The following is a 17,978-nucleotide window of genomic DNA, read 5'->3' on the forward strand; positions in this document are numbered from 1 at the left end:
ACGTGCTGTCTTTCGAAGGGAACCTGCCATGCCCCGCCCCCTGCGGGTCGCGATCGTCGGCGCCGGCCCGGCCGGCATCTACGCCGCCGACGCGCTGCTGAAGTCCGAGGCCGCCACCGACCCGGGTGTCTCCATCGACCTGTTCGAGCGGATGCCGGCGCCCTTCGGCCTCATCCGTTACGGCGTCGCCCCCGACCACCCGCGCATCAAGGGCATCGTCACGGCCCTCCACCAGGTGCTCGACAAGCCGCAGGTGCGGCTCTTCGGGAACGTCGACTACCCGGCCGACATCACGCTGGACGACCTGCGCGCGTTCTACGACGCGGTGGTGTTCTCCACCGGTGCCGACGCGGACCGTCCGCTGGACATCCCGGGGATCGGCCTCGACGGCTCGTACGGCGCCGCCGACTTCGTCTCCTGGTACGACGGGCACCCGGACGTGCCGCGGACCTGGCCGCTGGAGGCCGAGAAGGTCGCGGTGCTGGGCGTCGGGAACGTGGCGCTCGACGTGGCCCGCATCCTGGCGAAGACGGCGGACGAGCTGCTGCCGACGGAGATCCCGCCGAACGTCTACGAGGGCCTGAAGGCCAACAAGGCGCTGGAGATCCACGTCTTCGGGCGGCGCGGCCCGGCCCAGGCCAAGTTCAGCCCCATGGAGCTGCGGGAGCTGGACCACTCGCCGAGCATCGAGGTCATCGTCAACCCCGAGGACATCGACTACGACGCGGGCTCGATCGACGCGCGCCGCTCCAACAAGCAGGTCGACATGGTCGCCAAGACTCTGGAGAACTGGGCGATCCGCGACCAGGGCGACCGCCCGCACAAGCTGTTCCTGCACTTCTTCGAGTCGCCGGCCGAAGTGCTGGGCGAGGACGGGAAGGTCGTCGGCCTGCGCACCGAGCGCACGGAGCTGGACGGCTCGGGCAACGTGAAGGGCACCGGCCACTTCACCGACTGGGACGTGCAGGCCGTGTACCGCGCGGTCGGCTACCTGTCCGACGAGCTGCCGAAGCTGCCGTGGGACGCGGCCTCCGGCACGGTCCCCGACGAGGGCGGCCGGGTCATGGAGGGCGGTGAGCACGTGCAGTCCACGTACGTGACGGGCTGGATCCGGCGCGGTCCGATCGGCCTGATCGGCCACACCAAGGGCGACGCCAACGAGACGGTGGCGAACCTGCTGGAGGACCACCGCGAGGGCCGCCTGCACACGCCGGAGACGCCGGGCGAGGAGGCCGTGGTGGCCTTCCTGGAGGACCGGGGCGTGGCCTACACGACCTGGGACGGCTGGTACCGGCTGGACGCGGCGGAGCGGGCGCGCGGCGAGGCCGAGGGCCGCGAGCGCGTGAAGATCGTGGAGCGCGAGGAGATGCTGCGGGCGAGCGGCGTCGAGGTCTGACGCCCGCGCGGCGTCCGGCGGGCGCCCGGCCCGCGTCCCGTTCCCGTGCCCTGCGGCTCAGAACGGGGCGCGGGCCTCTTCCATGAGGCGGGCGACGTCGTCGGGGCGCAGCGACAGCGCGTCGCCCACGGTGGTGAGCACCTCGCGCTCCGCGGGGATGTAGCCGCCGTCGGCGAGGGCGATCCGGGCGCCCTGCAGCAGGATCGATTCGCGTCCGACGGCGGCGAGGTGCGGGGCGAGCGGGTCGAGGGCCTCGTGCAGTTCGATGGCGAGGGCGGCGCCGCACGGCCCCTCGGCGTCGGTGACGTAGCGGCCGGTGTCGGCGGCGAGGGCGTCGATGAGGCTGGTGAGGCTGTCGGCGGTGCAGTCCTCGTACCCCGCGGCCCGTACGGCGCCGACGGCGGTCCGTACGACGGTGGGCGAGGAGGTGCCGCCGGCGGCGAGGACGGCGAGGACGACGGTGTGCACGGCGTCGCGGAGCATCGCGGAGAAGCGGGCGGTGGTCGGCTGCTCCAGGACGTCGGGGTCCCAGTGCTCGTGGCAGGCCGCGCACTCGATCACCGGCCCGGTGGCGCCGCGCGGCACGAGCGGGACGCCGAGCACGGCGAACCGGCGGCGGCCGGTCCTGCGGCGGTAGTTGCGGTCGCCGCCGCAGCCGGGGCAGAAGAACTCTCCGTCGCCGACGGTGTGCCACGAGGTGTGTACGGAGCAAAGGCGGAGTTTTCGGCCGTGTGATCCGCGTGATCCCCGTGCTGGCTGCACGTCGCACCTCCAGACGCCTCGGCCACTGTGCCGATGTGCACGTGATGTTAGCCACATCAGTGATGCCTCGTCAGCACCTCGTCATGAGAACGCCACGGACATGGCCGAACCCCGTCCACGCGGGGTGGACGGGGTCCGTAGGGGCCGTACGGGCCGCGGGGGCCCGAGGGTCAGCGGGCAGCGCGGTTGACGGCCGAGATGACTGCCTTCAGCGAGGCGCGCGTGGTGTTGGCGTCGATGCCGATGCCCCACAGGACGCGGCCGTCGATGGCGCACTCGATGTACGACGCGGCCTGCGCGGAGGCGCCCTCGCTCATGGTGTGCTCCTGGTAGTCCAGCAGCCGCGCGTCGACCCCGATGGTGTTCAGCGCGTCGAAGAACGCGGAGATCGGGCCGTTGCCGGTGCCGGTCAGCACCGTGTCCTGCCCGTCCACGACCGCCTCGACGGTGAGCGTGTCCGTGCCGTCCTTGTCGCTGCTGGTCTGGCCGGAACGCAGCTGGATGCGGCCCCACGGGTCGGCCGGGTTCGGCAGGTACTCGTCCTGGAACACCGCCCAGATCTCCGCCGGGGTGACCTCGCCGCCCTCCGCGTCGGTCTTCGCCTGGATGATCCGGGAGAACTCGATCTGCATCCGCCGCGGCAGGTCCAGCTTGTGGTCGTTCTTGAGCACGTACGCGATGCCGCCCTTGCCGGACTGCGAGTTGACCCGGATGACCGCCTCGTAGGAGCGGCCCACGTCCTTCGGGTCGATCGGCAGGTACGGCACGGCCCACTCGATGTCGTCCACCTGCTTCCCGGCGGCGGCCGCGTCGGCCTCCATCGCCTCGAAGCCCTTCTTGATGGCGTCCTGGTGGGAGCCGGAGAAGGCGGTGTAGACCAGGTCGCCCGCGTAGGGGTGGCGCGGGTGGACCTCCATCTGGTTGCAGTACTCGGCGGTGCGGCGGATCTCGTCGATCTGCGAGAAGTCCAGCTGCGGGTCGACGCCCTGGGAGAACAGGTTCATGCCCAGGGTGACCAGGTCGACGTTGCCGGTGCGCTCGCCCTGCCCGAACAGGCAGCCCTCGATCCGGTCGGCGCCGGCCATGACGGCCAGCTCGGCGGCGGCCACGGCCGTGCCGCGGTCGTTGTGGGGGTGCGCCGACAGGCACACGAACTCGCGGCGCGACAGGTTCCGCGACATCCACTCGAAGCGGTCCGCGTGCGTGGACGGCGTGGAGCGCTCCACCGTCGCCGGCAGGTTCAGGATGATCTCCCGGCCCGCCTCCGGCTGCCAGACGTCCATGACGCCCTCGCAGACCTCCAGCGCGAAGTCCAGTTCGGTGTCGGTGAAAATCTCGGGGCTGTACTGGTAGCCGAAGACCGTCTCGTCGCCCAGGATCTTGTCGGCGTACTCCATCACCAGGCGGGTGCCGTCGACGGCGATCTGCCGGATGTCGTCCTTCGAACCGCGGAACACGACCCGGCGGAAGACGGGCGCGGTCGCGTTGTACATGTGGACCGTGGCCCGGTGCGCGCCCCGCAGGGACTCCACCGTCCGCTCGATCAGGTCCTCGCGGGCCTGCGTCAGCACGGAGATCGTCACGTCCTCCGGGATCGCGCCCTCCTCGATGATGGAGCGCACGAACGCGAAGTCGGTCTCACCCGACGACGGGAAGCCGACCTCGATCTCCTTGAAGCCCATGCGGACCAGCAGGTCGAACATCTCCCGCTTGCGCGCCGGCGACATGGGGTCGATCAGGGCCTGGTTGCCGTCCCGCAGGTCGGTCGACAGCCAGCGCGGCGCCTTGGTGATCCGCTGCTCCGGCCAGGTGCGGCCGGGCAGCACGACCTGCTCGTAGCCGCGGTACTTGTGGATCGGCATACCGGACGGCTGCTGGGTGTGGGTCGCGTTCGTGACGGGCGTGCGACGGCCAACGGGCTGGGACATTGCGTAGGGCTCCTCGGGTCCGACAGGGGGACGGCCGACTGTTCGAAGCAGCACCAGACTCCGCGGGGAGGGGGTCGGCCTACGACTACAGGCCCTCGCCGCGGCAGCTAAGGAGAAGCAGCCCGAAACGCATGATGTGCAGCAGCGTAGCCGAGTGTCCCCGATGGCGGAGGGGTCGTATCAGTATGCGGGATTCCCGGCGACTAACCCCCAAACAGTGACCTATCACTCCTTTTCATCAATCCCCGTCGCAACGCGTGACAGGACAGTGACACGCTGCCACATTGCGGAACATGACTCCTCTGCACCGCGTGTTCTGCGGAATCATCCCCCCGCACCTCCTGGACCGGCTGGCCCAGGCCCCCGACGCGGCCGTCGCCGACGCGGCCCGCCGCACCCTCATCGCGGACGCCGGCCACCGGACCGGCCGCAGCCTCACCACCGCCGCCGCCCGCGCCGCCGCCCGGCCCGCGTCCGCCGGCCGCCCCCACCGCACCGTGTGCGACGCGGAGAACGGCACGCGCCTGCCCGGCAGGAAGGTCCGCAGCGAGGGCGGGGAACCGACCCGCGACGCGACCGTGAACCGGGCGTACGCCGGGCTCGGCGCGACCTTCGAGCTGCTCATGGAGGCCTACGGCCGGGACTCGATCGACGGCTCCGGGCTGCCGCTGGACGCGACCGTCCACTACGACCGCGACTACGGCAACGCCTTCTGGAACGGCGAGCGGATGGTGTTCGGCGACGGCGACGGCGAGATCTTCCGGGACTTCACCATCCCCGTCGACGTCATCGCCCACGAACTCGGCCACGGCGTCACCCAGTACACCGCGAACCTCGCCTACTTCAGCCAGCCCGGCGCACTGAACGAGTCGGTCTCGGACGTCATCGGGTCGCTGGTCAAGCAGTACGTACTGGGCCAGACCGCCGACCAGGCCGACTGGCTGATCGGCGAGGGGCTGTTCACCGACCGGGTGGAGGGCACGGCCCTGCGGTCCATGAAGGCCCCCGGCACCGCGTACGACGACGACCTGCTCGGCAAGGACCCGCAGCCCGCGACGATGGACGACTACGTGCGGACCGGCCGCGACAACGGCGGCGTGCACATCAACTCGGGCATCCCCAACCACGCCTTCTACCTGCTGGCCACCGCACTGGGCGGGCACGCCTGGGAGCGGGCCGGGCAGATCTGGTACGACGTGCTGACCGGCGGCGAGCTCGGGGAGACCGCCGACTTCGCCGACTTCGCCCGGCTGACGGTCGCGGCCGCACGCGAGCGCTACGGCGAGGGCGGCGCGGAGGACCGGGCCGTCGTGAAGGCGTGGTCGACGGTCGGGGTCCCGACGCGCTAGACAGGCACCATGCGGATCGAGGTACGACGCGAGGGCGGCTTCGCGGGCATCGAACGGCGCGCCGTCGTGGACACGGCGGCCCGCCCGGACGCCGCCGTGTGGCACGCCCTGGCCGAGGCGGCCCTCGCGGGGGCGGGCGACGGCCCCCGCGAGGCCGTCCCGGACGGGTTCACCTACACGATCACGGTCGACGGCCGCACGGTGAGCTGCGGGGACCCGCAGCTCACGGACGCGCAGCGGGAACTGGTCGGCAGGGTCCTGCGCGAGGGGGCCTGAGCCGGGCCGCGGCTCAGAAGCCGAGCCGGCGCAGCTGCTTCGGGTCCCGCTGCCAGTCCTTCGCGACCTTCACGTGCAGATCGAGGAAGACGGGCGTCCCGAGCAGCGCCTCGATGTGCTTGCGGGACGTGATCCCGACCTCCTTCAGGCGCTTGCCCTTGGGGCCGATGACGATGCCCTTCTGGCTGGGGCGCTCGATGTACAGGTTGGCGTGGATGTCCAGCAGCGGCCGGTCGGCGGGGCGCCCCTCGCGGGGCAGCATCTCCTCCACGACGACGGCGATGGAGTGCGGCAGCTCGTCCCGCACGCCCTCCAGGGCGGCCTCGCGGATCAGCTCCGCGACCATCACCTGCTCCGGTTCGTCGGTGAGGTCGCCCTCCGGGTAGAGCGCCGGGCCCTCCGGCAGCAGCGGCACCAGCAGGTCGGCGAGCAGGCCCACCTGCTTCTCCCCCACGGCGGAGACGGGCACGATCTCCTGCCACTCGATGCCCAGCTCCTTGCCGAGGCGGTCCACGGCGATGAGCTGCTCGGCGAGCGTCTTGGAGTCGACCAGGTCCGTCTTGGTGACGATGGCCACCTTCGGGGTCTTCCTGATCCCGGCCAGCTCCTTGGCGATGAACCGGTCGCCCGGCCCCACCTTCTGGTCCGCGGGCAGGCAGAAGCCGATCACGTCCACCTCGGCCCACGTCGTGCGCACGATGTCGTTGAGCCGCTCACCGAGGAGGGTGCGCGGCTTGTGCAGCCCCGGTGTGTCGACCAGCACGAGCTGCCCGTCCGGCCGGTGCACGATGCCGCGCACGGTGTGCCGCGTGGTCTGGGGGCGGTTGGAGGTGATGGCCACCTTCTGCCCGACCAGAGCGTTCGTGAGGGTGGACTTGCCCGCGTTGGGCCGGCCGACAAAACACGCGAACCCGGCCCGGTGGACCGCTTCGTCTTCAGCTTTACGAACGCTCATGCCCGCCATTGTCCCCGATCCCCGCACGTCCGCCGCCCCCGGCGCCTCCCGGCGGGCTCCCACGGCGGGCGCGGACCCGCCGCAGAAGGGGCGCCCGGCCTCGCGAAACCCCGCCGGCGCCCCCTCCCCGCCTTCCGTACGGCGGCGGGCCCCGGTCCCGTCCCGGCGCCCCGTACGGCCCGGTCACGGCCCCGCCCCGGCGCCCCGTCGGCGCCCGGACACACGGCCCGGGGCGGCCCGGGGTACACCGCGTCCCGCGGTCCCGGCGGCGCGGGCGACGGCCCTCCGCCGCGGCGCCCGCTCCGGCGGCCGGCGCGGGGCGGCCCGTGCGGCGGCCGACGGGCGCCGGACGGTCAGATGAGGCGGCTCGGCAGGCAGCCCACAGGCGCCGGACGGCCGCCGCGAGGCAGCTACGGAACGGCTGCGACGCGGGCGGCCGGCGACTGCGTGAGGAGGCTCAGCCCGCCGTCACCGTGGTGTGCACCGCCCCGTCCGGTCCGGCCAGCAGGACCGGCGTCGCGGCGCCGCCCAGATCGCGGACGGCGGCCCGGTCCGCGTCGGAGACGGCGTCCGCCTCCGACACCACCGCCGCAGCCTCCAGCGACTTCGCCCCGCTCGCCACCGCCATCGCCACGGCGGTCTGCAGCGCGCTCAGCTCCAGCGACTCCAGGGCGACCGTCCCGGCGACGTACGTGCGCCCCGTCTCGTCCCGGACCGCCGCGCCCTCGGGCACGCCGTTGCGGGCCCGCGCGCTGCGCGCCAGGGTGACGATCTTGCGGTCCTCGGGGTCAAGTCCGGTGCTCTGTGTCATGCCCCGAGCATAGATCGCGTCCGCCGCTACGGGCGGCCGAGTCTCAGCCGCTCGGCCCTGGGCAGGCCGGCGACCACCAAGTCGTACGAGTCCTCGACCAGTTCGCGGACCAGGCGCTCGGGCAGGGAGCCGACGGTGACCGTGTTCCAGTGGCGCTTGTTCATGTGCCAGCCGGGCACGACCACGCCCGGGTGCTCGGCGCGCAGCCGCACCGCGTCGTCCGGGTCGCACTTGAGGTTGGCCTTCAGGGGCTGCGCGTCGAGCGCGCTCAGGGCGAACATCTTCCCCGCGACCCGGAAGACGGAGGTCTCCGGGCCGAACGGGAAGTCCTCGGCCGCCGCGGGGAGGTCGAGGCACAGCGCCCTGAGCCGCTCGGGTGTCACGCGGCCCCGCCCTCCGGGGCCGGCGGCACGGGCTCCGCCAGCACGGTCACGATCTTGTTCCTGCGGCCGGCGGGGGACTCGGCGGTGAGCCGCAGGGACCGCCCGTCCGGGAGGTCCACGACCGCCGTGGCCCCGGCGATCGGCACCCGGCCGAGCGCTTTCGCGAGCAGGCCGCCGACGGTCTCCACGTCCTCGTCGTCGTACGCGCCGAGGCCGAAGAGCTCGCCGAGGTCGCCGATGTCGAGCCGGGCCGTGACGCGGTAGCGGCCGTCGCCGAGGTCCTGGACGGGCGGCTGCTCGCGGTCGTACTCGTCGGTGATCTCGCCGACGATCTCCTCCAGGATGTCCTCGATCGTGACGATCCCGGCGGTGCCGCCGTACTCGTCGATGACGACGGCCACGTGGCTGCGCTCCTGCTGCATCTCCCGCAGCAGGTCGCCCGCGTTCTTGGTGTCGGGGACGAACGTCGCGGACCGCATGGCCGTGGACACCGGCTCGCTCTCAGACTCCCGGTTGATGTGGGTCTTCCGGACGAGGTCCTTCAGGTACACGACGCCGACGATGTCGTCCTCGTTCTCCCCGGTGACGGGGATGCGGGAGAAGCCGGAGCGCAGGGCCAGCGTGAGGGCCTGGCGGATCGTCTTGAAGCGCTCGATGGACACCAGGTCGGTGCGCGGCACCATCACCTCGCGCACCAGCGTGTCGCCGAGCTCGAAGACGGAGTGCACCATGCGGCGCTCGTCGTCCTCGATGAGGGACTCCTGCTCGGCCAGGTCGACCATGGCGCGCAGCTCCGCCTCGGAGGCGAAGGGGCCCTTGCGGAAGCCCTTGCCCGGAGTGAGGGCGTTGCCGAGGAGGATCAGGAGCTGCGGCACCGGCCCCATGATCCTGGCCAGCGGCAGCAGGACGTACGCGGCGGCGGTGGCGGTGTTCAGCGGGTGCTGGCGCCCGATGGTGCGGGGCGACACCCCGACGGCCACGTACGACACCAGGACCATCACGCCGATCGCGGAGACCAGGGCGAGCCAGGTCTCCTCGATCTCCTCCAGCGAGACGTACGTGACGAGGGCGGCGGCCGCCATCTCGCAGGCGACCCGGACCAGCAGCGCCACGTTCAGGTAGCGGGTGGGGTCCGACGCGACCTGCACGAGCTTCGCGGCTCCGCGCCGGCCGGTGCGCAGGGCCTCGGCGGCGCGGAAGGTGGACACCCGGGCCAGGCCGGCCTCGGCGCACGCGGCGAGCCAGGCCACGACGACGAGCGCCACCGCGCCGAGGACCAGTTGCGCGGTCACGGCGCTCAGGAGACGGTCGGCGCCGGGGAGGGGCCGGTGAGGCCCTTCTCCGCGCGCCAGCCGTCGACGATGGCCGCCTGGAGGCCGAACATCTCGGCCTTCTCGTCGGGCTCCTCGTGGTCGTACCCGAGCAGGTGCAGCACCCCGTGGACGGTGAGGAGCTGGAGCTCCTCGTCCATGGAGTGCTGCGTCGGTGCCTCGCGGCCCTGCTTCTCGGCGACCTCCGGGCAGAGCACGATGTCGCCGAGGAGGCCCTGCGGGGGCTCCTCGTCGTCCTTCGACGGCGGACGCAGCTCGTCCATCGGGAAGGACATGACATCCGTCGGGCCCGGCAGGTCCATCCACTGGATGTGCAGCTGCTCCATGGCCTCGGCGTCGACGACGATCACCGACAGCTCGGAGAGGGGATGGATGCGCATACGGGTCAGGGCGTAGCGGGCGACGTCGAGGATGGCCTCTTCGTCGACCTCAGTGCCCGACTCGTTGTTGACGTCGATCGACATGGTGCTGTTCGGTCTACTTCCCGTTTTTGCTGTCGTACTGCTCGTACGCGTCGACGATACGGCCGACGAGCTTGTGCCGTACCACGTCATGGGACGTGAGCCGGGAGAAGTGGACGTCGGGGACGCCGTCCAGGATGTCCTGGACCTGGCGCAGACCGCTCCTGGTGCCGTTCGGCAGGTCCACCTGCGTCACGTCGCCCGTGATGACGATCTTCGAGTCGAACCCGAGCCGGGTGAGGAACATCTTCATCTGCTCGGGGTTCGTGTTCTGCGCCTCGTCGAGGATGATGAAGGCGTCATTGAGGGTGCGGCCGCGCATGTAGGCCAGGGGGGCGACCTCGATGGTCCCGGCCGCCATCAGGCGGGGGATCGAGTCGGGGTCCAGCATGTCGTGCAGCGCGTCGTACAGGGGGCGCAGGTAGGGGTCGATCTTCTCGTAGAGCGTGCCCGGCAGGAAGCCGAGGCGCTCGCCCGCCTCGACGGCGGGGCGGGTGAGGATGATCCGGTTGACCTGCTTGGACTGGAGGGCCTGCACCGCCTTCGCCATGGCGAGGTAGGTCTTGCCGGTGCCCGCGGGTCCGATGCCGAACACGATCGTGTGCTTGTCGATCGCGTCGACGTACCGCTTCTGGTTCAGCGTCTTGGGGCGGATGGTGCGGCCGCGGCTGGACAGGATGTTCTGGGTGAGGACCTCGGACGGGGTCTCGACGCCCGTTCCCCCGGTCTCTTCCTTCAGCATGGCGATCGACCGCTCCACGGCGTCCTCCGTCATCGGCTGTCCGGTGCGCAGGACCAGCATCATCTCGTCGAAGAGACGCTGGACGAGGGCGACCTCCGCGGCGTCGCCGACAGCGCTGATCTCGTTGCCGCGGACGTGGATGTCGGTGTGCGGGAACGCGTCCTCGATCACGCGGAGCAGCGCGTCACCCGAGCCGAGCACGGTCACCATCGGGTGCTTCGCGGGAACGGTGAAGTGCGCGCGTACCTGGTCTGTGGGTGTGTGAGTCATGGGCCGGCTCTCTGGCCTGCGCATACCTCCTGTTGCAGGGTTCTCGCCGCTCGACAACCTCTGGACTGTCCAGGGTACGGCGTGCGGCCGGGGAGGCCGAGGGCTTTTCCCGCGGCGGCGCCGGGCCCGTGCGCTCAGACCGAGCGGCGGAAGCCGATCGTGGGCACCGCCCGGCGCAGCGGCCAGGGGCGGCTGGGGGCGGGCAGCAGGCCGTCCAGGAAGGAGTAGCGGCGCAGCGCGGCCGGGTCCTGGTCGGAGCAGCTCTGCACGTACTGCCACCAGGCGGCGACCTCCACCCAGCCGGGCGCGGACAGCGAGCCGCCGAACTCCTGCACGGAGAGGGCCGCGGTGAGGCCGGCGAAGGCCAGCCGGTCGGCGAGCGGCCAGCCGGCGAGGGTGCCGGTGAGGAAGCCGGCGACAAAGACGTCGCCCGCGCCGGTGGGGTCGAGGGCCGTGACGGCGATGGCGGGCACCTCGGCGGTCTCGCCGGTGGCGCTGTCGACGGCGTAGGCGCCGTCGGAGCCGAGGGTGACCACGGCGAGCCGCACCTTGTCGGCGAGGGCGCGGGCGGCGGCGCGGGGGCAGCCGGTGCGGGTGTAGCGCATGGCCTCCTCGGCGTTGGGCAGGAACGCCTCGCAGTGCTCCAGGTCGGCCAGTGCGGCGAGGTCCCAGCGGCCGGTCTCGTCCCAGCCGACGTCGGCGAAGATCCGCGTGTCGCGGCGGGCGGCCTCGGCGACCCATGCCTCCCGGCGGCCGGGGGCGAGGGAGGCGACGGCGGCGCGGGCGCGCGGCGGGCACATGGGCAGGGCGCCTTCCGGGGGCGGTGCCTCGTGGCCGTGGGACACCATGGTGCGTTCGCCGTCGTACGCCATGGACACGGTCACCGGGGAGTGCCAGCCGGGCACGGTGCGGGACCGGGAGAGGTCGATGCCCTCGCCGCGCGCGAGGGCGTCCCAGCAGTACTCGCCGTAGTGGTCGTCGCCGAACGCGGCGGCGAGCGAGGTGCGCAGCCCGAGGCGGGCGAGCGCCGTCGCCATGTTGGCGACTCCCCCGGGGCTGGAGCCCATGCCGCGCGCCCAGGTCTCGGTGCCGCGCGCGGGGGCGCTGTCGAGGCCGGTGAAGACGATGTCCAGGAAGACCGTGCCGGTGAGGAAGACGTCGCAGTCCGGGTCCTCGGGGGTGCGCAGGGTGCCCAGCGGGTCGACGCCCGCCGTGTGCTGTCGCCGCGGGTGGTCTCCTCCTGCGGGAGCGGCGGATGTGGTCACAGGGAACTCCCGGTCGCGTGGTGCGGGTGCGGTGCGGATTTACGACAGTCTGCCGGATTCCGGGCGGCGACGGGTCGTGATGGCGGCGCTTCGCCGAGTAGTCCCCGTACATCTCACTGAGGAGGGTCCTGCGGAATGCGTAGCACTCGGGGAGGACCCCGCACCCGCATGTGGAGGGACTTCGCGGCTTTTCCGGAACCCGGTCCGCCGCCGGCCGTCTTGGTCATCAAGTCGACTGAGGGAAGGCTGGTATGACGGCAGGTCAGATGGAGCGGTCGGGTGCGCGGGGCAAGGCGTTCGCGCCCGAGTACCAGGGCGCCGTGGGGTCGATGTCGGTGAACGCGTCGCTGGAGGACGTCCTGGCGAAGGCCGTGGCGGAGCTGCGGGCGGCCGAGGAGGCCGGCGACCTGCGGGAGACCGCGCGGTGCGGGCTGGCGGTGGCCGAGGCGCAGCGCAGGCTGGGGCGGGTCGCGGAGGCGGACCGGGCGTGGAAGGCCAGCTTCCGGGCGGCCCGCGAGGCCGGTGACACGGCGGCGAGGGCGTGGGCGCTGTGGAGCGGCGGCACGCTCGCCCGGCAGCGGGGCGCGCTGCGGCTGGCGTACCGGCTGCTGCGGCTGGCCGCGGAGCTGGGCGAGCGGGGCGGGGACGTCGTCGTGCGGGGCTACTCGCTGGCCGGGCTCGCCGAGACGGGCCGCATCCAGGGGGACTACGAGGCGGTGGGCGAGCTGCACGAGCAGCTGCTGGCGGAGGCCCGCCGGCGGGGCGAGGCCCGGCACACGGTGTGGGCGCTGGAGGGCATCGCGCAGATGCACCGGAACACGGGGGCGTACGACAAGGCGCTGGAGCTCTTCGAGGAGGCGGCGGAGACGGCCCTGCGGGCCGACGACCACCGGGGCCGGGCCTGGGCGCTGCGCGGCATCGCGGACGTGGTGTCGGTGCGGGACGGCGATGTGGAGCGGGCGCTGGCGCTGCTGTCGGAGGCGGAGGAGACGTGCCGCGCGATGCGGCTGTCGAGCGCGCTGGCGTACAACCACAAGATGCGCGGCAACGTGCTGTACCGGGCGGGCCGGCACGCGGAGGCGGAGGAGCTGTACGCCAGGGCGCTGGAGGAGTTCCGCGCCATGGAGGAGCCGCGGGGCACGGCCCTGTCCCGGCTGGGCCTGGTGAAGGCGCGGGCCCGGCTGGGCCGGTCGGCGGCGGAGACGGCCGCGGAGCTCGCCGCGCTGCGGGACGAGCTGGACCGGATCGGTCTGCACCACGCCCGGGACATGGCGGCGAAGGCGGCGGCGGAACTGGAGGTGGGGCCGCTGCCGGCGCCCGTGCCGTCCCGGCGGCCGGATGCCGCCGCCGGCACCCTGGCGGCGGTCGAGGTGGCGGCGCTGTCGACGGCCGGCGGAGCGGAGGGGGCGCGATGAACCGGGCGACGGCGTACCCGGCGGCAGCGGCGCCCTCCGCTGCCCGGGGGCTCCAGGGACTCCGGGGGCGCCGGGGGCTCAGGAGGCGTCGGGCGGCGGTGCGGCTCCGGGTGCGGCTCCGCGCGCGGTGGGGGGCGCCTTGGCGGACCCGTCCGACGCCGGAGGCGCCCCGGCGGGGGCTGCGCAGTCGCACGGCGCCGCGGACGCAGCCGGGCCCGCGGGGACGCCGCGCGGGCGGCCGGGGTGCTGCGGCGGTGCCGCGCCCGGGTGCGGCCCGCGCTGGCGGACGCGGTACGGCGGCTGGACCCGTACACCGGGGAGATGGCGGCGTACGCGATGGGCTGGCGGGACACGGGCGGCAGTCCCGCGCCGGGGGCCTCCGAGGGGAAGGGGCTGCGGCAGGCGCTCGCCGTGCTGGGGGCGGAGGCGGCCGGGGCGGACGGCTCGGCCGCCGTTCCCGGGGCGGTCGCCGTGGAGCTGGTGCACGCCTTCTCGCTGCTGCACGACGACATCATGGACGGCGACGCCGTGCGGCGGCAGCGCGAGACGGTGTGGAAGGCGTACGGGACCGGGCCGGCCGTGCTCGCCGGTGACGCGTTGTTCGCGCTCGCCGTGCAGGTCCTCGCCGAGGTGCCGGGCCCGCACACCGGGGCGGCCGTGCGGCGCCTGTGCGACGCGCTGGCCGCGCTGGTGCGGGGCCAGTCGGAGGACCTGTGCTTCGAGCGGCGTCCGTGGACGGGGCCCGGCGCGGTGCGGCCGGGGGCCTACCGGTCCATGGCGGAGCACAAGACCGGCGCCCTGCTGGGCTGCGCGGCGGCGCTGGGCGCGCAGCTGTCCGGGGCGCCGGACGGGGCGGTGGCCGCGCTGGACCGGGCGGGGCGGCACCTGGGGGTGGCGTTCCAGGCCGTCGACGACCTGCTGGGCGTCTGGGGCGACCCGGCGGTGACCGGGAAGCCGGTGCACGGGGACCTGCGGCAGCGGAAGAAGACGTTCCCCGTCCTCGCGGCGCTGGCCGCCGGGGGCGCGCGTCACGGGAGCTCGCGGCGCTGCTGGAGTCACCGGACGCCGGGGAGGCCGGGGAGGTCGCGCGGGCCGCGGCGCTGGTGGAGGAGGCCGGCGGCCGTGCCGCGGCCCTGGCGGAGGCGCGGCGCGGCCTGGACGCCGCCCGCGGCTGCCTGCGGCAGGCGCCGCTCGCCCCGGGCGCGGTGCGGGACCTGGAGGCGCTGCTGGCCGTCCTCGCGGACCGGGCGCGGTGAGGCCCGCAGGGGCCGGATGACGGGCCGCCCGGCACCGGACGCGATGGTGCCGGGAGGGCCTGACGACGGCGGCCGGACCCGGTGGTGGAGGACCGGGTCCGGGAGCGGTCAGGGGCGCTTGGGGAGGGGCACGCGCACGAGGTCGTGGGCCACGGTCAGTTCCCCGGTGAACCCGGCGGCGCGGGCCTGGGCCTCGAAGAGGGACGGGTCGTGGTAGCGCTGCGAGAAGTGGGTGAGGACCAGGTGCCGCACCCCCGCGTCCCGCGCCGCCGCCGCGGCCTGACCTGCCGTCAGGTGGCCGTGCTCGACGGCCAGCGACTCGTCCTCGTTGAGGAACGTGGACTCGATGACCAGCATGTCGCAGCCCTCGGCGAGGGCGTGGACGCCGTCGCACAGCCGGGTGTCCATGACGAAGGCGAACCGCTGCCCGCGCCGTGGTTCGCTGACCTCGTCGAGGCGGACGCCGCGCAGTTCGCCCTCCCGCTGGATGCGGCCGACGTCGGGGCCCGTGATGCCGAGCGCCGCGAGCCTCTCCGGCAGCATGCGCCGCCCGTCCGGCTCGGTGAGCCGGTACCCGAAGGACTCCACGGGGTGGGACAGCTTCCGCGCCTCCAGGGTGTACGCGGGCGTGGCGGCGACGACCCCGTCCGCGGTGACCGGCTGCTCCTCGATGCGGGCGCGTTCGCGGTAGGCCGTGGCGTACCGCAGCCGTTCGAAGAACCGCTGCCCGCCGGCCGGGTAGTGGGCGGCCACCGGGTGCGGGACCTGGTCCAGGTTGATGCGCTGGATCACCCCGGCGACCCCGAGCGAGTGGTCGCCGTGGAAGTGCGTGATGCAGATGCGGTGGAGGTCGTGCGCGGCGACCCCGGCCCGCAGCATCTGGCGCTGGGTGCCCTCGCCCGGGTCGAAGAGGAGGCCCTCGCCGTCCCAGCGGAGCAGGTAGCCGTTGTGGTTGCGGTGCCGGGTGGGCACCTGCGACGCGGTGCCCAGCACGACGAGTTCGCGGACGGACACGGTGTCTATCCGGGGGGCCAGGCGAGGCCGCGGCCGCCCAGGACGTGGGCGTGGACGTGGAACACGGTCTGCCCGGCGCCCGTGCCGGTGTTGAAGACGATGCGGTAGCCGGTGCCGTCGGTCTTCTCGTCGGCGGCCACCTCGCCCGCCATGCGCAGCACGTCCGCGGCGACGGCGGGCTCGGCGGCGGCGAGCGCGGCCGCGTCGGGGTGGTGCGCCTTGGGGATGATCAGCACGTGGGTGGGCGCCTGCGGGTTGATGTCGCGGAAGGCGAGGGCCGTGTCGGTCTCCCGGACGATCGTCGCGGGCACCTCCTTCGCCACAATCTTGCAGAACAGGCAGTCGCTCTGCGGCTCTCCGGCCATGCGGGCAGCCTCTCTCGGCTCGGCGGACGGGTACGTCCGTACCCTATCCGCCGCGTCCCCCGCCGGCCCCGCGGAGGGCGCCGGTCAGGACCAGCGTCCCGTGCGGCCCAGCAGCAGCGCGGTGGCGGCGGTGCCGGCGGTGGAGGTCCGCAGCACGCTGCGGCCCAGGCGGTACGGCTTGGCCCCGGCCTCGGCGAAGGCCGCCAGCTCGTCGGGCGACACCCCGCCCTCGGGGCCCACGACGAGCACGATGTGCCCCTCGGCGGGCAGTTCGGCGGTGGCGAGCGGTGCGGCGCCCTCCTCGTGGAGGACGGCCGCGAAGTCGGCGGCGGCGAGGAGGGCGGCCACCTGCCGGGTGGTGGCGGCGTCGGCGACCTCGGGGAAGCGGAGCCTGCGGGACTGCTTGCCGGCCTCGCGGGCGGTGGCGCGCCATTTCCCGAGCGCCTTCAGCCCCCGGTCGCCCTTCCACTGGGTGATGCAGCGCGACGCCGCCCACGGCACGACCGCGTCGACCCCGGTCTCCGTCATGGTCTCCACGGCCAGCTCGCCGCGGTCGCCCTTGGGCAGGGCCTGCACGACCGTGATGCGGGGGGCGGGCACGGGCTCGTCCCGCACCTCCGCGACGGCGACGTCGAGCCGGTCCCTGCCCTCGACGGAGGCGACGGTGCCGAAGACGCCGCGGCCCGCGCCGTCGGTCAGCACGATGTCCTCGCCGACGCGGAGCCGGCGCACGGACACGGCGTGGCGGCCCTCCGCGCCGTCCAGGGCGGTGGTGGCGCCCGGGGCGGCGCCGGTCAGGTCCTCGACGACGAAGACGGGGGCGGTCATGGCATGCCTCTCTGGATCGGCGCGGAGCCGGCCGACCGGAGTTCCGCGTTCAGTACGTGGACGAGCCGCCCGGCCGGCAGGTCGCGGGCCAGCCGGTGGCCCTGCCCGGCCCACAGGGCCATGCCCTGCGGGTCCCCGGCGGCGGCCGCGGCCTTGCGCAGGCCGCTGGTCATGTGGTGCACCTCGGGGTACGCGGCCGGGGCGTAGGGGCCGTGCTCCCGCAGGAAGCGGTTGACGAGGCTGCGCGCCGGGCGCCCGGAGAACGCGCGGGTCAGCTCCGTGTGGGTGAACACCGGGTCCGTGAGGGCCCGCTTGTGGAGCGGGTGCGCCCCGGACTCCGGGCACGCCAGGAAGGCAGTGCCGAGCTGCGCGGCCTCCGCGCCGGCCGCCAGCACGGCGGCGATCTGGCCGCCCCGCATGATGCCGCCGGCCGCGATCAGCGGCAGCCGCACGGCCTCCCGTACGCAGGCGAGCAGCGCGAGCAGGCCGCGCCGCGGGCGCCGGGCGGGATCTGGGGGTCGTCCCGGTGGCTGCCCTGGTGGCCGCCCGCCTCGATGCCCTGCACGCACAGGGCGTCGGCGCCCGCGCGCTCGGCGGCGACGGCCTCCGCGGCGGTGGTGACGGTGACGACGGTGCGGGTGCCGACGCGGGCGAAGGACTCCAGCACCTTCGGTTCCGGGCAGCCGAAGGTGAAGGACACGACGGGCACGGGCTCGTCGAGCAGGATGGCCACCTTCGCGTCGTAGCCGTCGTCACGCCCGCTGTCGTCGGGGTCGCCGAGGGGCGTGTCGTACCAGGTGGCCTCGCCGGCGATCTGCTGGCGGTACAGGTCGAGGGCCGCCGGCGCGACGGGCGGCGGGGCGCCGGCCGGTCCGGTCGGGCCGCCCTCCTCGCCGGGGCACCGGCCCTGCGGGAGGAACAGGTTGACGCCGAAGGGCCGGCCGGTGAGCGCGCGTACCTGTTTGAGTTCCTGGTACAGGCCGTCGGCGGTCTTGTACCCGCCGGCCAGGAAGCCGAGCCCGCCGGCCTCCGCCACGGCGGCGGCGAGCCCGGGACACGAGGCACCCCCGGCCATGGGGGCCTGCACGATCGGCACCCGCCACAGCCCATTCAGCACGGACGACATGCAGGCATCGTGCCACGCCCCTCCGGCCGCCCGCGCGGCCCGTCG

General features: G+C 73.9%; 16 protein-coding genes and 2 pseudogenes. 5 read left to right on the plus strand and 13 right to left on the minus strand.

Going from position 1 to position 17,978, the window contains the following annotated elements; translation table 11 throughout:
- Nucleotides 1–28 precede the first annotated feature (28 nt).
- Nucleotides 29–1,396 carry an FAD-dependent oxidoreductase gene (locus L6E17_RS11225; protein ID WP_236240631.1) on the plus strand — a complete coding sequence of 456 codons (1,368 nt, stop codon included), beginning with the start codon at nt 29–31 and terminating at the stop codon, nt 1,394–1,396.
- Nucleotides 1,397–1,453: 57 nt separating this feature from the next.
- Here L6E17_RS11225 and L6E17_RS11230 read toward each other — a convergent pair whose 3' ends face one another.
- Nucleotides 1,454–2,158, minus strand: coding sequence for a TerB family tellurite resistance protein (locus L6E17_RS11230; protein ID WP_236240632.1), 705 nt, complete (start codon nt 2,156–2,158; stop codon nt 1,454–1,456).
- Nucleotides 2,159–2,328: 170 nt separating this feature from the next.
- Nucleotides 2,329–4,086, minus strand: a complete 1,758-nt coding sequence (leuA, locus tag L6E17_RS11235; protein WP_236240633.1) for a 2-isopropylmalate synthase — start codon at nt 4,084–4,086, stop codon at nt 2,329–2,331.
- A 293-nt stretch (nt 4,087–4,379) separates the two neighbouring features.
- Between leuA and L6E17_RS11240 the strand changes: the two genes are divergently transcribed.
- Both L6E17_RS11240 and L6E17_RS11245 read left to right on the plus strand, forming a co-directional pair.
- Nucleotides 4,380–5,435 carry a M4 family metallopeptidase gene (locus tag L6E17_RS11240; RefSeq protein WP_236240634.1) on the plus strand — a complete coding sequence of 352 codons (1,056 nt, stop codon included), beginning with the start codon at nt 4,380–4,382 and terminating at the stop codon, nt 5,433–5,435.
- Nucleotides 5,436–5,444: 9 nt separating this feature from the next.
- A complete protein-coding gene (locus tag L6E17_RS11245; RefSeq protein WP_236240635.1) occupies nt 5,445–5,711 on the plus strand; it encodes a protealysin inhibitor emfourin in 267 nt (88 codons plus the stop codon).
- A gap of 13 nt (nt 5,712–5,724) precedes the next feature.
- Here L6E17_RS11245 and era read toward each other — a convergent pair whose 3' ends face one another.
- The 7 genes from era to L6E17_RS11280 all read right to left on the minus strand — a co-directional run bounded on the left by era (nt 5,725) and on the right by L6E17_RS11280 (nt 11,929).
- On the minus strand, nt 5,725–6,675 hold the full coding sequence (gene era, locus L6E17_RS11250; protein ID WP_374109037.1) for a GTPase Era: 951 nt from the start codon (nt 6,673–6,675) through the stop codon (nt 5,725–5,727).
- 448 nt (nt 6,676–7,123) lie between these two features.
- Nucleotides 7,124–7,477 carry a cytidine deaminase gene (locus L6E17_RS11255; RefSeq protein WP_236240637.1) on the minus strand — a complete coding sequence of 118 codons (354 nt, stop codon included), beginning with the start codon at nt 7,475–7,477 and terminating at the stop codon, nt 7,124–7,126.
- Between the two features lie 26 nt (nt 7,478–7,503).
- Nucleotides 7,504–7,860, minus strand: coding sequence for an MmcQ/YjbR family DNA-binding protein (locus tag L6E17_RS11260; RefSeq protein WP_236240638.1), 357 nt, complete (start codon nt 7,858–7,860; stop codon nt 7,504–7,506).
- A complete protein-coding gene (locus L6E17_RS11265) occupies nt 7,857–9,152 on the minus strand; it encodes a hemolysin family protein (RefSeq protein WP_236240639.1) in 1,296 nt (431 codons plus the stop codon). The genes L6E17_RS11260 and L6E17_RS11265 overlap by 4 nt, the downstream gene beginning before the upstream one ends.
- 5 nt (nt 9,153–9,157) lie before the next feature.
- Nucleotides 9,158–9,655, minus strand: a complete 498-nt coding sequence (ybeY, locus tag L6E17_RS11270; RefSeq protein ID WP_071265101.1) for an rRNA maturation RNase YbeY — start codon at nt 9,653–9,655, stop codon at nt 9,158–9,160.
- A gap of 13 nt (nt 9,656–9,668) precedes the next feature.
- On the minus strand, nt 9,669–10,664 hold the full coding sequence (locus tag L6E17_RS11275) for a PhoH family protein (protein WP_236240640.1): 996 nt from the start codon (nt 10,662–10,664) through the stop codon (nt 9,669–9,671).
- Nucleotides 10,665–10,798: 134 nt separating this feature from the next.
- Complete coding sequence (locus tag L6E17_RS11280) at nt 10,799–11,929, minus strand: PfkB family carbohydrate kinase (RefSeq protein ID WP_236240641.1); 1,131 nt, start codon at nt 11,927–11,929, stop codon at nt 10,799–10,801.
- A gap of 251 nt (nt 11,930–12,180) precedes the next feature.
- On the opposite strand from L6E17_RS11280, the gene L6E17_RS11285 reads away from it, so the two are divergent.
- A complete protein-coding gene (locus tag L6E17_RS11285) occupies nt 12,181–13,344 on the plus strand; it encodes a tetratricopeptide repeat protein (protein ID WP_236240642.1) in 1,164 nt (387 codons plus the stop codon).
- A 321-nt stretch (nt 13,345–13,665) separates the two neighbouring features.
- A pseudogene (locus tag L6E17_RS11290) lies at nt 13,666–14,600 on the plus strand (polyprenyl synthetase family protein).
- 108 nt (nt 14,601–14,708) lie between these two features.
- On the opposite strand, the gene L6E17_RS11295 reads toward L6E17_RS11290, so the two are convergent.
- The 4 genes and pseudogenes from L6E17_RS11295 to L6E17_RS11310 all read right to left on the minus strand — a co-directional run bounded on the left by L6E17_RS11295 (nt 14,709) and on the right by L6E17_RS11310 (nt 17,933).
- Nucleotides 14,709–15,614: a ribonuclease Z gene (locus tag L6E17_RS11295; protein WP_236240643.1), complete on the minus strand. Its 906-nt coding sequence runs from the start codon at nt 15,612–15,614 to the stop codon at nt 14,709–14,711.
- A 5-nt stretch (nt 15,615–15,619) separates the two neighbouring features.
- Nucleotides 15,620–15,979, minus strand: coding sequence for a histidine triad nucleotide-binding protein (locus L6E17_RS11300; protein WP_236240644.1), 360 nt, complete (start codon nt 15,977–15,979; stop codon nt 15,620–15,622).
- An 84-nt stretch (nt 15,980–16,063) separates the two neighbouring features.
- Complete coding sequence (locus tag L6E17_RS11305) at nt 16,064–16,807, minus strand: 16S rRNA (uracil(1498)-N(3))-methyltransferase (protein ID WP_236240645.1); 744 nt, start codon at nt 16,805–16,807, stop codon at nt 16,064–16,066.
- A pseudogene (locus L6E17_RS11310) lies at nt 16,804–17,933 on the minus strand (nitronate monooxygenase). Before L6E17_RS11310 ends, L6E17_RS11305 begins: the two are co-directional and overlap by 4 nt.
- Nucleotides 17,934–17,978 lie beyond the last annotated feature (45 nt).

Source organism: Streptomyces sp. CC228A (assembly GCF_021390935.1).
In the GTDB taxonomy this organism is placed as follows: Bacteria; Actinomycetota; Actinomycetes; order Streptomycetales; family Streptomycetaceae; genus Streptomyces.

Bases quoted from the DNA above. Each gene is read 5' to 3' on its own strand.
- L6E17_RS11225 (WP_236240631.1), top strand. From the start codon at position 29: ATGCCCCGCCCCCTGCGGGTCGCGATCGTCGGCGCCGGCCCGGCCGGC.
- leuA (WP_236240633.1), bottom strand. From the start codon at position 4,086: ATGTCCCAGCCCGTTGGCCGTCGCACGCCCGTCACGAACGCGACCCAC.
- L6E17_RS11240 (WP_236240634.1), top strand. From the start codon at position 4,380: ATGACTCCTCTGCACCGCGTGTTCTGCGGAATCATCCCCCCGCACCTC.
- L6E17_RS11245 (WP_236240635.1), top strand. From the start codon at position 5,445: ATGCGGATCGAGGTACGACGCGAGGGCGGCTTCGCGGGCATCGAACGG.
- era (WP_374109037.1), bottom strand. From the start codon at position 6,675: ATGGCGGGCATGAGCGTTCGTAAAGCTGAAGACGAAGCGGTCCACCGG.
- L6E17_RS11255 (WP_236240637.1), bottom strand. From the start codon at position 7,477: ATGACACAGAGCACCGGACTTGACCCCGAGGACCGCAAGATCGTCACC.
- ybeY (WP_071265101.1), bottom strand. From the start codon at position 9,655: ATGTCGATCGACGTCAACAACGAGTCGGGCACTGAGGTCGACGAAGAG.
- L6E17_RS11275 (WP_236240640.1), bottom strand. From the start codon at position 10,664: ATGACTCACACACCCACAGACCAGGTACGCGCGCACTTCACCGTTCCC.
- L6E17_RS11285 (WP_236240642.1), top strand. From the start codon at position 12,181: ATGACGGCAGGTCAGATGGAGCGGTCGGGTGCGCGGGGCAAGGCGTTC.
- L6E17_RS11300 (WP_236240644.1), bottom strand. From the start codon at position 15,979: ATGGCCGGAGAGCCGCAGAGCGACTGCCTGTTCTGCAAGATTGTGGCG.
- L6E17_RS11305 (WP_236240645.1), bottom strand. From the start codon at position 16,807: ATGACCGCCCCCGTCTTCGTCGTCGAGGACCTGACCGGCGCCGCCCCG.